The 12,046-nt window shown below is 61.9% G+C and carries 14 protein-coding genes and 2 tRNA genes; 7 read left to right on the top strand and 9 right to left on the bottom strand.

Going from position 1 to position 12,046, the window contains the following annotated elements; genetic code table 11:
- Positions 1-95 precede the first annotated feature (95 nt).
- A tRNA-Gln gene (locus ACTJKM_RS00820) sits at positions 96-170 on the top strand.
- A 119-nt stretch (positions 171-289) separates the two neighbouring features.
- Positions 290-472 carry a YegP family protein gene (locus ACTJKM_RS00815; RefSeq protein WP_057250604.1) on the top strand — a complete coding sequence of 61 codons (183 nt, stop codon included), beginning with the start codon at positions 290-292 and terminating at the stop codon, positions 470-472.
- Positions 473-539: 67 nt separating this feature from the next.
- On the opposite strand, the gene ACTJKM_RS00810 is transcribed toward ACTJKM_RS00815, so the two are convergent.
- Positions 540-977, bottom strand: coding sequence for a hypothetical protein (locus ACTJKM_RS00810; RefSeq protein WP_112995348.1), 438 nt, complete (start codon positions 975-977; stop codon positions 540-542).
- A gap of 317 nt (positions 978-1,294) precedes the next feature.
- On the opposite strand from ACTJKM_RS00810, the gene ACTJKM_RS00805 reads away from it, so the two are divergent.
- A tRNA-Pro gene (locus ACTJKM_RS00805) sits at positions 1,295-1,371 on the top strand.
- A gap of 250 nt (positions 1,372-1,621) precedes the next feature.
- Entirely contained in the window at positions 1,622-2,035 is a 414-nt protein-coding gene (locus tag ACTJKM_RS00800) for a hypothetical protein (RefSeq protein WP_440659895.1), read from the top strand.
- 76 nt (positions 2,036-2,111) lie between these two features.
- Here ACTJKM_RS00800 and ACTJKM_RS00795 read toward each other — a convergent pair whose 3' ends face one another.
- Positions 2,112-2,291, bottom strand: a complete 180-nt coding sequence (locus ACTJKM_RS00795; RefSeq protein ID WP_112995467.1) for a hypothetical protein — start codon at positions 2,289-2,291, stop codon at positions 2,112-2,114.
- A gap of 514 nt (positions 2,292-2,805) precedes the next feature.
- On the opposite strand from ACTJKM_RS00795, the gene ACTJKM_RS00790 reads away from it, so the two are divergent.
- Positions 2,806-2,949 carry a hypothetical protein gene (locus ACTJKM_RS00790; RefSeq protein ID WP_093232085.1) on the top strand — a complete coding sequence of 48 codons (144 nt, stop codon included), beginning with the start codon at positions 2,806-2,808 and terminating at the stop codon, positions 2,947-2,949.
- 21 nt (positions 2,950-2,970) lie between these two features.
- On the opposite strand, the gene ACTJKM_RS00785 is transcribed toward ACTJKM_RS00790, so the two are convergent.
- The 5 genes from ACTJKM_RS00785 to ACTJKM_RS00765 all read right to left on the bottom strand — a co-directional run bounded on the left by ACTJKM_RS00785 (position 2,971) and on the right by ACTJKM_RS00765 (position 8,712).
- Positions 2,971-3,165, bottom strand: a complete 195-nt coding sequence (locus ACTJKM_RS00785; RefSeq protein ID WP_057250601.1) for a hypothetical protein — start codon at positions 3,163-3,165, stop codon at positions 2,971-2,973.
- 140 nt (positions 3,166-3,305) lie between these two features.
- Entirely contained in the window at positions 3,306-4,811 is a 1,506-nt protein-coding gene (gene cysN / locus ACTJKM_RS00780) for a sulfate adenylyltransferase subunit CysN (protein ID WP_057250599.1), read from the bottom strand.
- Complete coding sequence (cysD, locus tag ACTJKM_RS00775) at positions 4,811-5,764, bottom strand: sulfate adenylyltransferase subunit CysD (RefSeq protein ID WP_112995350.1); 954 nt, start codon at positions 5,762-5,764, stop codon at positions 4,811-4,813. Before cysD ends, cysN begins: the two co-directional genes overlap by 1 nt.
- Before the next feature lie 43 nt (positions 5,765-5,807).
- The gene (locus ACTJKM_RS00770; protein WP_058325511.1) at positions 5,808-6,566 is read right to left on the bottom strand and encodes a phosphoadenylyl-sulfate reductase; all 759 of its coding nucleotides are present in this window, start codon (positions 6,564-6,566) and stop codon (positions 5,808-5,810) included.
- 241 nt (positions 6,567-6,807) lie between these two features.
- A complete protein-coding gene (locus tag ACTJKM_RS00765) occupies positions 6,808-8,712 on the bottom strand; it encodes a HAMP domain-containing methyl-accepting chemotaxis protein (protein WP_440659822.1) in 1,905 nt (634 codons plus the stop codon).
- A 379-nt stretch (positions 8,713-9,091) separates the two neighbouring features.
- Between ACTJKM_RS00765 and ACTJKM_RS00760 the strand changes: the two genes are divergently transcribed.
- Both ACTJKM_RS00760 and ACTJKM_RS00755 read left to right on the top strand, forming a co-directional pair.
- On the top strand, positions 9,092-9,481 hold the full coding sequence (locus ACTJKM_RS00760; protein ID WP_057250589.1) for a DUF6152 family protein: 390 nt from the start codon (positions 9,092-9,094) through the stop codon (positions 9,479-9,481).
- Complete coding sequence (locus ACTJKM_RS00755) at positions 9,478-9,957, top strand: hypothetical protein (protein ID WP_057250587.1); 480 nt, start codon at positions 9,478-9,480, stop codon at positions 9,955-9,957. Before ACTJKM_RS00760 ends, ACTJKM_RS00755 begins: the two co-directional genes overlap by 4 nt.
- 8 nt (positions 9,958-9,965) lie before the next feature.
- On the opposite strand, the gene ACTJKM_RS00750 is transcribed toward ACTJKM_RS00755, so the two are convergent.
- Together ACTJKM_RS00750 and ACTJKM_RS00745 are read right to left on the bottom strand one after the other, a co-directional pair.
- On the bottom strand, positions 9,966-10,601 hold the full coding sequence (locus ACTJKM_RS00750) for a flavodoxin family protein (RefSeq protein ID WP_057250584.1): 636 nt from the start codon (positions 10,599-10,601) through the stop codon (positions 9,966-9,968).
- A 264-nt stretch (positions 10,602-10,865) separates the two neighbouring features.
- The gene (locus tag ACTJKM_RS00745; RefSeq protein WP_440659820.1) at positions 10,866-11,753 is read right to left on the bottom strand and encodes a sigma-70 family RNA polymerase sigma factor; all 888 of its coding nucleotides are present in this window, start codon (positions 11,751-11,753) and stop codon (positions 10,866-10,868) included.
- Positions 11,754-12,046 lie beyond the last annotated feature (293 nt).

The following is a 12,046-nucleotide window of genomic DNA, read 5'->3' as shown; positions in this document are numbered from 1 at the left end:
AAAACCAACTTAGTGTCAACTTAGTGATTGTGACGGACGGCGAGCTTTGATAATCAGGCGCTCGATTTGGCGGGCTTGTTTTCCGTCAGTCCAGTTGGGGCGTCGCCAAGCGGTAAGGCACCGGTTTTTGGTACCGGCATTCCCAGGTTCGAATCCTGGCGCCCCAGCCATCATCTTCCAAACATGCGATTGAGAACCGGCAAGCGTGCCGGATATGCGTGTGCTCTTGTCAAGTCACTCTGCAACTGACACGCTAGTGCCGTTGATTCCTACTTGTATGAGGGAGAAGATGGCTCACAAATTCGAAATCTACAAAGACAAGGCTGGCGAGTACCGCGTTCGCTTCAAGTACAACAGCGAAGTGATGTTCTCGACCGAGGGCTACAAGACCAAGGCCAGCGCCCAGAACGCCATCGACTCGATCAAGAAGAACGGTCCCGACGCACCCGTCGAGGACAACAGCAGCAGCTGAGTTCGACATTCTTTCCATAGAAAAAGCCCGCCGATTTTCACCGGCGGGCTTTTTTGTTTCTTGGCGTTTAGCTTGCGGTTGCGGCCGGCTTGGTCTGTGCCGGTGCGCCCAGGAACTCTTCGCACCAGCTCGGGCCATCGGCACGCTTGCGGTCGCCGGCAATGCGGATCGAGCGGATGACATAGTCGGACGAGACGGTAAGCTGGACCGAGCAGCTCAGATATTCCGTGCGGGCCGATGAGATGCGCTTGCCGCGCTTGCCGTCCTTGGTGGTTTCGTACTGCGCCGGGACCTTGCGGGTCTTGTAGCCGCCCTTCCAGCTATAGACGGTTGAGCTGCCGCTTTCGACGTCGGAGATCGGCGGACCGTATTGAGCGAAGAAGCCGCCGGCCGGCTGGCCGAGCCAACGCGCTTCGACCGCGTTCTTGGAGATCCCCGTTCCGGTCGTCGTGCAGCCGGCAAGCACGAGCGCAAGGCCCGCCACCGTCATCATGCGGAAGTTCATGTTTCTGTCCCTTTGGTTCTCGTTCTGAAATAGGCATGGCGCGGAAGCCCGTATCCCCTGGTTTTCCGCGCTTTCCGTTGTGCCTCTAGCGCCAAACCAGGCGAAAGGAAATCCACGCCGCGCCTTGCATTTCAGGAAAATATGAAGCGTTGCACAAAGTCCCTATCGGGCGGGCCTTCAGGCGCCGCCGCCCCCGGAAAACGGCAATTTCCGCAAGAGTTTTCCACCGTCACAAGTTTTTTGAAAAAGGCGCAAGGTTTTTCGAGATAGGCGCTTGTGAAATCAAAATGCCTGTTCTATAGAGGCGCCGCTGGTCACGGAGTGTAGCGCAGTCTGGTAGCGCACCACGTTCGGGACGTGGGGGTCGCAAGTTCGAATCTTGCCACTCCGACCAGCCAAATCAATCCTTTACCCGATCATTGCCTTGCATGGCGCTCGGCGCCGCACCGTATGCGCTTGCGCTTTGCGCGCCTGTTCCGGCGTCGATCCTTACGCCCACACGTCCTCCATCTTAGCCGTTCGTCGCTCCCTCGAAGCCGTTGGTCGAATAGCCGTGCATTCGCACCCGGGTCGGCCTGTCTGGGCGAAGGCGAAGGCTCTAGGTTTCCGCCACAGTCCATCAACGACGAGGAACGGGAATGTCGATCAAACATCTATCGATTGCAGCGGTTCTGCTCATGGCCGGCCATTCGGTGGCGGCGGCGCAGAGCTGCGAGAAGAATTTCAAGGCTTCGGGCGTGCCGCTGGTGACGCCGGTCTTTTACAAGACCTGGCAGGAGTTTCCGAAGCTGAAGCCCGAGGCCGCCTTGCAGCGGATGGCACGGGGCGTCGCGGCGGAAGGATTTTCGGGAATCGAGATCAACAAGTCGCTCGGGACCATCGAGGCCTATCAGGATACCGCCGGCTCCGGACGGCTGCAGACGCTGCGCGTCGTTGCCCGCAAGCGCGGTTCAGGCACGCGGGTTGATGCGATGTTCGATATTCAGGTGGGGCAGGTGACCACCAAACAGGTGGTGCAGGAGGGGCTCTGCAACATCATCCGCTCCGCAGTCGAGTAGGGACCAGCGGGCGCAACGGACAGGCAGCAGCAGGAGAGCGTTTCCATTGTCGATATGGTAACGCTCCGTCCGCTTGTCAGCCCTGCCGTTCGAGCGCCTTTAGCGTCGATTGGGCCGCCGCCTGTGCTTGCAGCATCGACGTAAAATTGCCCTGGGCGGGATAGGTGACGCCGCGATATTTGATAACGAAGCACCATTTGCCGTTGATGCGTTTCTCGACCTTCACGGTGGTTTCCGGTTGCTTGTCCGTGCTCACCTTCTCGTCTCCCTGATTCGGCGCATCGTTGCGCGAAAGTCGTCCAGATACGCCGGAGAGGTCGGTTCTGTCCATCGATACGCCGCATACATGGGGCGCTGTGGCGGGGGAGAGGCCAGGGAAGAGTGCCTATGCCGGGCAGGAACCTTGCTGCCGGTCCACGGTCAGGCGGACTGTCCCACAACGTCCAGGAACGGTGAAACAGCCCTATCGATCCTCATGATCGACGCGCCAACTTACGAATGCGAAGACGAATGAAAAGGTGTGATCTGTGCGATTTCGGGTCAAGGTGAAGCGATTGCCAGCCCTGTCCCGTTTTGGGACGGTGGCGGCTTCAGGGCGTCGCAGAGCCTCCCGCAGGGAGCGGATCCAACCGCGGCGGATCACTCTTGCACCAGCAATGCGCGGCTTTATTGTTCACTTTGAAACGACGTGTTCACGGAATGATGTCTTATCAGCGTGAACAATCAGGGCGATATTTCCGTCAACACTTGTTCTTGCCCGAGAGGCTCAGATGTTGAAGGAACCGATATTCACCTTTCGCGAGATCGCCATATGGACCGCCATACTTGGCAGCGTCGTAGGCTATCAGCTTTGGCAGCACGCCGAACCGGCGCCGTTGACGATGGTTCTCCCGGCGATCGAGCAGCAGCTTTGATGAATGAATGCCGGCAGGAGTTCACTCCTCCGGCATGCCGTTGCGCCTGGCCGCCTGCAGCAGGTCTATTTCGCCGGCGACCGGACCGAACTGGTTCTCCAGTCGCTCGGCTTCCTCCGCATCGAGCCGATATTTCCGGGCAAATGCTTCGATCGATACCATGCGCCCACGAAAACCTTTTTGCCTCGCATCCTCGCCTTGATGTTCCGTTTTCATGGTGCTTCTCCCATGCGCCAGGGAGATAGGGCGACGGACTTGTTTGAAAAGGCCCAAATCGACCGATAGCAACCGCGGTATCAGCAACGAAAAAGGGGCCTTGTTCGGGGCCCCTTTTTTGTGTGTGCTGCGGCTTTCGATCAGCCGTCGATATCGTCGATGATCTCGACCGCCTTGCCGGCGCTGACGCGTCGGATTTCGGCCTCCTCGCGGCGGCCCGCGAAGAGTTCGGTCGCCATCAACTGGTCGGCGAGGTCCGCCGGCAGCGAGAGGATGACGCGGGCGTCTTCCGTGTGGATGCCGCCGAGTGCCGAGCGCTTGGCCGTGATCATGCCGCCAGCCACCGTGTTGTTGGTGTCCGGATCGATCAGGATGAAGGCGCCGGTGAAGCGGTTCTGCTCGTAGGTGTCGAAGATCGCCTGCTCGTCGAATGCGAGATGCACCTTGCCGATGGCGTTCATCGGCAGCTGCTCGGCATGGTTCCACTTGCCGGTCTTAAGGTCGAGCTGGCTTGCCGGCTGGATCTGGACGCGCTGGCGGCGGCTGCCGCTCTTCAGCCAGTAGCGCTTGCCCGGCTGGATGCCTTCCGGCTGTAGGGCAACGAGCTGGGCATCGAAGGCAAGGCCTGTCAGCGGCTGGCTGTCGATCGCCACGATCATGTCGCCGCGCGACACGTCCACCTGGCGGTCGAGCACCAGCGTGATCGCGTCGCCGGCGACGGCGGCGTTGCGCACGAGGTCGAAGGTGACGATCTTGGTGACGTTGGCCACCATGCCGGAGGGCAGGATGACGACACTGTCGCCCGGCTTCACCGAGCCACCGGCAACCGTGCCCTGATAGCCGCGGAAGCTTTCGCCGGGCCGCGAGACGCGCTGTACCGGCAGGCGGAAGCCGACGGTCTGGGCCGAACGGGTGGTTGCCAGTTCCAGCACCTCGATCAGCGTCGGGCCGTCATACCAGGGCATGGAGGCGCGGCCGTCGTAGACGACGTTCTCGCCCTTCAGAGCCGAGACGGGAATAGCTGTGACCTGGCGCACGCCAAGCGACAATGCCAGTTCCCGGAACTCGTGGTTGATTTCTTCGAAGCGGGCGCGATCGTAGTCGGTCAGGTCGATCTTGTTGACCGCCAGTACGAACTGCTTGATGCCCATCAGCGTTGCGATCGTCGCATGCCGGCGGGTCTGCTCGAGCAGGCCGACGCGGGCGTCGACCAGCAGCACGGCGAGGTCGGCGGTCGAGGCGCCCGTTGCCATGTTGCGGGTATATTGCTCGTGGCCGGGCGTGTCGGCGACGATGAAGGAGCGCTTGTCGGTCGAGAAATAGCGATAGGCGACATCGATGGTGATGCCCTGTTCGCGCTCGGCCTGCAGGCCGTCGAGGAGCAGCGCAAAGTCGGGCAGGCCGAGATCGTTCTGCTTGCCGTTGGAATCGCGCTGAAGCGTCGCGGCCTGGTCTTCCTTGACCGCCTTGGTGTCCCAGAGCAGGCGACCGATCAGCGTCGACTTGCCGTCATCGACCGAGCCGCAGGTGATGAGGCGAAGCGGGCGGCTGTCACGCGCGGCGCGCGCCGGCTCCTGCGCCGGAAAGGCCAGAACCTCGCCGGCAGCAACGTGCTCAACGGCATTCGCGGTTGCGGGAGCAGTCATCAGAAATATCCTTCGCGTTTTTTCTTTTCCATCGAGCCGGACTGGTCGCGGTCGATGGCGCGGCCCTGGCGTTCGGATACGGTCGCGGTTTCGAGTTCGGAAATGATGTCGTCGAGCGTCGTCGCGCTGGAGCGGATGGCGCCGGTCAGCGGGAAGCAGCCGAGGGTGCGGAAGCGGATCACTTCCTCGCGCTTGGTTTCGCCTGGCAGCAGTTCGAGGCGCGGGTCTTCGGCCAGGATCATCATGCCGTCGCGTTCGACGATCGGGCGCTTCTCAGCGAAGTAGAGCGGCACGATCGGGATCTCTTCTGCCTGGATGTAGCGCCAGATGTCGACTTCGGTCCAGTTTGAGAGCGGGAACGCCCGCACGCTTTCGCCCTTGCGGATCATGCCGTTATAGACGTTCCAGAGTTCCGGACGCTGGTTGCGCGGATCCCAGCGATGATCCGGCGTGCGGAAGGAGTAGATGCGTTCCTTGGCACGGCTTGCTTCCTCGTCGCGCCGCGCGCCGCCGAAAGCCGCGTCGAACTGGCCGGCGTCGAGCGCCTGGCGCAGCGCCTCGGTCTTCATGATGTCGGTATAGAGCGCCGAACCGTGGCTGAAGGGCGTGACGTTCTCGGCTGCACCGCGCGGGTTGATGTGCTCGATCAGGTCGAGGTCGTAACGCTCGACGGTCTCGTTGCGAAACGCGATCATCTCGGCGAACTTCCAGCCGGTGTTGACGTGCAACAGCGGGAAGGGCACGCGGCCGGGATAGAAGGCCTTACGGGCGAGGTGCAGCAGCACCGAGGAGTCCTTGCCGATCGAATAGAGCATGACCGGGCGTTCGAACTCGGCGGCCACCTCGCGGAAGATGTGGATCGCTTCGTTCTCGAGTGCCTTCAGATGCGGATCGAGCGGCGGCTTGGCGCTCTGCGGATTGTGCAGTTCCGTTTCCGGATGGATATGGGGCATTTCAGTCTCCGGGAGGATTTGTCTTCAGACGAGCGCGCCAGCCTCAGGCGGCGCTGCTCGAATTCGGGATGATGGAACTGGCGGCAGCTTCCGGAACGTGCAGACCACATTCGCGCTTCTCGTCGTTTTCCCACCACCAGCGGCCGGCGCGCTCCGGCTCGCCGGGCTTGATGGCGCGGGTGCAGGGCTCGCAGCCGATCGACGGATAGCCGCGGGCGTGCAGCGGGTTGACCGGAACGGCATTGGCGGCGACGTAAGCACGGATGGTCTCGATGTCCCAGTCCGCCAGCGGGTTGATCTTGATGAGGCCACGTTCGGCATCAGCTTCCGCGAACGGGGTCGATGCGCGATTGCCCGACTGGCCCCGACGCAGGCCGGTGACCCAGAAGGTTGCCCCTTCGAGCGCGCGCGCAAGCGGCTTCAGCTTGCGCACGTCACAACAGGCATGCCGGGCCTCGACGCTCTCGTAAAAGCCGTTGAGGCCATAGCGCGCCGCATAGGCGTCGATGTCGGCCTGTTCCGGATGGTAGCGCTTGATCAGGATCCCGTAGGTTTCTTCGGTCTTTTCGATAAGGGCGACCGTCTCGTTGAACAGGCGCCCGGTCTCCAGTGTCGCGACATTGATGGACAGCTTGTTCTCGCCGATGGCCGCGGTAATCACCTGATCCTCGATACCGAGCGAGGTCGTGAAGACGGCCTGCCCTTCAAGGCTTGCGACAAGCGCCAGCCGACCGGCGAGATCCAGGCCTTCGAGCGTCTCGTTCAGTGCCTTGGCGGTGGTTTCGAGGGATGACGTGGTCATGGCTGCGTCCTGTTCCAACTTGGTCGGAATATCGCAGCCCAATGCGACAATGGACAGAAATAGCGGTTTCTAATGCTGTTTGTTTGGAGCAAATCTGCCTCTCAGAACGAAAGGCAGCGAAAAACCGAATATAGACTAGTAATTTACTAGATTTTGTACTGTATGGCTACGACGGCAACCCTTGAAGAGGAGGCGCGAACCTTGCGGGCCCGCGCCTCCTGCCAAGGGGAGAGCCAGACCGTCAGAACGCTGCCCAGCCGGCCTCCTGTGCCTGCGGGGCACTGCGATAGGCCGTGGCGAGTTTGCGGCCCAGGGCGCGTGCGGGCGAAGGGGCAGCAATCTCGCTCGTCACGAGGCGTGGTGCCGCCGCTTGGCCGTTGCCCGTCTTGAAGCGCATCAGCAGATCGTTGAGCGCGCCGGCCTCGCGGGCGAGGCTATGGCTCGCGGCGGTCGATTGCTCCACCATTGCCGCGTTCTGCTGCGTTCCCTGATCGATCGCGTTCACCGCCGTGTTGATCTGCTGGATGCCGGCGGCCTGTTCGCGGGCGCTTTCGACGATCGCCGTCACGTGGCTGCTGATCTCCTTGACCTCGGTGATGATGCTTTCGAGCGCCGTGCCGGTTTCGCGCACCAGCGTGACGCCGGATTTGACCTGCTGGCCAGATGTGGCGATCAGCACCTTGATCTCCTTGGCGGGCTGCGCCGAGCGCTGGGCGAGCTCGCGCACCTCCTGGGCGACGACGGCAAAGCCCTTGCCGGCCTCGCCGGCGCGGGCCGCCTCGACGCCGGCATTCAGCGCCAGGAGGTTCGTCTGAAAGGCGATGTCGTCGATGACGCCGATGATGCTGGAGATTTCCCGCGACGAGGCTTCGATGCCACTCATCGCGGTGACGGCGTTGCCGACGATCTCGCCGGACTTCTCTGCTGCACCGCGGGTGCGCGTCACCAAGGTGCCTGCCTCCTCCGCACGCCGGCTGGCATCCGCCACGGTGGTCGCGATCTGGTCCAGTGCAGCTGCCGTTTCCTCGACCGAAGCCGCCTGCTGTTCTGTGCGCTTGGAAAGGTCACCGGCCGCAGAGCGGATTTCGCTGGCGCCGGCATTGATGCTGCGGGCGTTCTTGCCGACTGAGCGCAGCGCATCTTCGAGATTGGTGACGGAGCTGTTGAAGTTCGTGCGTAGCGTGTCGAGCCGTTCGGCAAGCGGCGTGTCGATGCGATAGGTGAGGTCGCCTTCCGCCAGCCGGTCGAGACCGAAGCCGAGCGCATTGACCGCGGTCTGGATCTCGGCAGCTTCCTTGACCTTCTGCGCCTCGCGCTGCTCGCGCTCGCGTTCGGAAAGTGTTCGACCCGCCTCCGCTTCCTGCTCGAGCCGCTGGCGTTCGAGCGCATTGTCGCGGAAGACAGCGACGGCACCCGCCATCTGGCCGATCTCGTCACGGCGGCCTTCGCCGAAGATCGTGGCCTTGAGGTTGCCGGCTGCAAGCTGCCGCATGGCCTCGCACAGCTGCGTCAGCGGCCGAAAGAGACCGGCGGCCACGAACCAGACTGTTGCCCCGAGAAGCGCGATGGCAAAGGCGGCGATCATGACCTGCCAGCGTGTCAGGGTGTCCTTTTCCACCTTGGCCGCCTCCAGCTCCTGGTCGGCTTCCGCGAGCTGGAGCTTGACCAGGGCGCCGATCGGTTCGGCCAGCGGATCGATGGCCGCGTAAAGGCGGCTGTCGATAAACCGGCCGAACTCGGCGATGTCCTGTCGATCGATGATCTCGAGCATGTCCCTGACCGCCTGCTCGCTGCCGACGCGGGCTGCGTCGAAGGTCTTCGCAAGCTTCTTTTCCTCAGGCGTCAGTCTCGTTGCTTCATAGGCGCGCCATTGTTCGTCGATGGTGGCAAGCGCCGCGTTGATCTTCTCCTTGCCGTCAGCCCACCCAAGCGCGCCGCTTCGCATCTTGTGGGTCGTATCGACGATTTCGACGGCGTACATGTCGGCGACGGTATCGAGCTGCGCCACCGGCAACAGCCGGTCGGCGACGATCGATTCGGTGCGCTTGGAGATCGATGTCATCGCATTGAAAGCCGTGACGATCATGACCAGCATGGCGACGGCGAGCAGGGACAAGCACACGAGCAGGCGTGCTTTGATTGTCATGAAAAACGCTCCTCGGTTGCCCGCAAGGCAAATCATCCTCGGCCGGTGACCGCGGACAAGGCCGCATGGTCATCGGGAAGCGAGCTCGCCTTGGCAGGGAGTAATGACGATGATGGGGATGGAGCACGCGTTACTACGCGGCGAAACTGCCCTCATGGCACGTTCGCCCAGCGTTCACTCCGTCTTATCTAGACATAACAACCGGAGATTAAGAATGGCTAAATTTTAAGGTGTTGAACAATGCTCGCGCAACCCATGGTCATCGCAACCACAGGAGGCGGTTGGCGATGCTCAAGAAGTGTTGAAGACCACATCCTTTCGCAAATCGTTCTTCGGGTTCAAGCTGCCGCCTCTCCGAAACAGGCGAAGGAGCACGCACATGTTGAAAGCCATTTCACGCCGTGGCGTTGCAGCGGGTGTCCTGACGGCGCTTCTGGTCACCGGCGCCTATGCCCATCACGGATGGTCCTGGGCCGAGGCCGACCAAATCGAGCTCAAGGGCATCATCCGCGAAATATCGATGGCGCCGCCGCATCCGACCTTGCAGGTGGAAACGACCGCGGATGGCATGTGGCACGTCGAACTCGGCAATCCCCGGCAGACGGAGCGCTCCGGCTTTGTGGAGGGATCAGCCAAGGCCGGTGACGCCGTCGTCGTTCTCGGCAACCGCTCGCTCGACCCGAACGAAAAGCGCATGAAGGCGGTGCGCATCACGGTCTCCGGCAAGACCTATGACATCTATCCGGAACGCATCCGGGCCGGTGGATGAGTGGGGCGGAGCTTGTCGAATGGATCGCCGGCTGGCCGGTCGGCGCTGCGCTCAGGCGTTCGGCGCTTCTCTATCTCTTGGTCAATGCGGCCCACATTCTCGCGATCGGGCTGCTGATGGGCGCCATCGTGCCGTTGGATTTACGGTTGCTCGGTTTCTTCGGCAACACCTCACTTGAAGTGCTCGGACCGTTTCTGTCGCGTGCGGCGGCAGTTGGCTTAGCATTGGCGATCACCACTGGCTTATGCCTCTTCAGCGTGCGCCCGGCGGCCTATGTCACGAATGCTGCCTTTCTCGCAAAGATCGCTCTGCTGGGGATCGGTGCCGTCAACGCTGTCAGTGTGCATATGGGCGGCGCCTGGCGGGCCGCCGTAAATGGCGGCCCGGTCTCATGGCGTCTTCGCATCCCGGCAGCCGTCTCGCTGACGGTGTGGCCGGCAGCGCTCCTGGCTGGGCGCTGGATCGGCTTTCTCTGATGCTGGTTCTATCGGTCGTTGGCCGTTTTCCACGCGGGGAGGGCTGGCTCCTGCTTGAGCGCTCTGCCGCGCACGAACTGCAGCGTCGCTTCGGCCACCCGTTGCCCGAGATGCGTTGCGGTGGCGAGATCGGATTGCGGCGGCGCAAGATCGGCCCCCTGGTCGACATTCGACTGCGCCCCAGCACCCAGCCAGAAGCCTAACCGGTTGAGATCGTCAGAAGATCCTGTGGTCGAGTGGTTGGCCGGCGGCAGATCGAGGTTGATCCAGTGCATGCCGTGCTGGGCAGCAAAGAGTGCAAGTTGCATCAGCGTCGCGAGCTTGTCGCCGGAAGCGGTTCCCGAATTGGTGAAGCCAGCGGCAATCTTGTCTTTCCAGAGATAGCCTTTGGCCATCACCGCGTTCGAACTTGCCTCCTGGAAAGATTTGAACGCGGCTGATGGACCCCCGACATAGGTTGGCGTGCCGAAGATGATCGCCTCAGCCGAGAGCAGATCGTTCCACCGGTCCGGTGCTTCGTCGACGGTCAAGAGCAGGCATTGCGTGCCGTCGACCCGCTCGATTCCGGCTTTGACGGCTTCCGCCTGACGTGCGGTGTGGCCGTAGCCGCTGTGATAGATAACGGCGATGCATATGTTGCTCATGGTTTGGTCTCCATTGGTTTTGGGTGATGGATCTGCAGCGCGCGAGCGAAGACGCGCGCCGGCGGCGCGTTGCACGTTGAAGGCAACGCTGGTCAGGATCGGTTGATGGGGCGGTGGGCTCTACAGTGCCGCGCTTCTTATGAGACGCGCAAAGGTCGCTGTAGCACTTTGCCTTGCTGCAAGTTTTTGTCCTTAAATCGGCTACGATTTAAGGAAACATGCAGCAGCGACCGCGTGCGATCGTCAGGACGCAGTCACTGTCGTTCAATGAATGGCGTGACCATCGAACTGCCTCAGCGTCCCCGGGAGATGTTTGAGCTTCTCCGGATTACGCGTGACATAGATGGCGGTGATCCGGTCCTGTTCGATCTCAAGGGCGGTTGTCTGCAGGATCTCGCCGTCTTCGAGGGTGATGAAACCGGGTAGCCCGTTGATGAAGTCGTAGCGCACGAGCCGCGACATCGTCTCTGCAAAGATCAGAGCCAGCGACGCGTGGAGTTTCATGACCTTGTCGAAGCCCACGATTGGCCGTCTCGGCGCCACTGTCTTGCCGCCGCCGTCGGCATAGACGATCGCCTCCGTTGCGAGCAGCGACCGAAGCTGCTGCATGTCGCCGCTACGCGAAGCCGCGAAGAAAGCGCAGGCGATTTCGAGGCCCTGTTCCCGGGGCATGACAAAGCGGCGACGAGCGCTGCGGATATTGACGCGGGCGCGGCTGGCAAGTTGACGGCAGGTCGCCGGTTTGCGGCTGAGCGTCTCGCCGATTTCATCGAAGCTGACGCCGAAGACATCGTGCAATAGAAACGCGGCCCGTTCGAGCGGCGACAGGCGCTCCAGCGCCATCATCAGTGGCAAGGTGATGTCGTCGAGGTCGTCGTTTTCCTCGACGACCGGTTCCGGCAGCCATGGTCCGACATAGGTCTCGCGTCGGTGCCGCGCCGACTTCAACTGATCGAGGCAAAGTCGCGTCACGATGCGGCGCAGGAAGGCTGACGAATCCTTGACGGCGGTGCGGTCGGCGTCGAGCCAGCGCAGGAATGCCTCCTGGACGACATCCTCGGCTTCGCTGACCGAACCCAGCATCCGATAGGCGATGCGGATCAGTCGGGGACGCAGCGGCTCGAAGATCGTTCTGACGTCTTCGTCGGTCATCACGCCCCCCATCGCCGTTCGGGGCAATCGGCTATGGCATGGCCGGCAGGCACGAGCAGCCATGATGTCATTGCCGCTGGAGTAACGGCAAGCAGGTCCAGCCTCGGTGTCATGTTCGTCTCCTTCTTCTCGGGCACTCGAGAAGATAGGACGAGATAGCGTCGGCGAACGTGACATGCCGCAGACATTGCGGCTGTCGAATGCGAGGAAAAAGTGCCGCCTAGAGCATCCCGCTTTCAAGTGGAATCACTGAAAGCGGATAAGATGCTCTAGAATCAAAGTGCTAGAGCGCC

Source organism: Ensifer sp. 22460 (genome assembly GCF_052044935.1).
Lineage (GTDB): Bacteria > Pseudomonadota > Alphaproteobacteria > Rhizobiales > Rhizobiaceae > Ensifer.
This window is presented reverse-complemented; position numbering and strand designations above follow the sequence as displayed.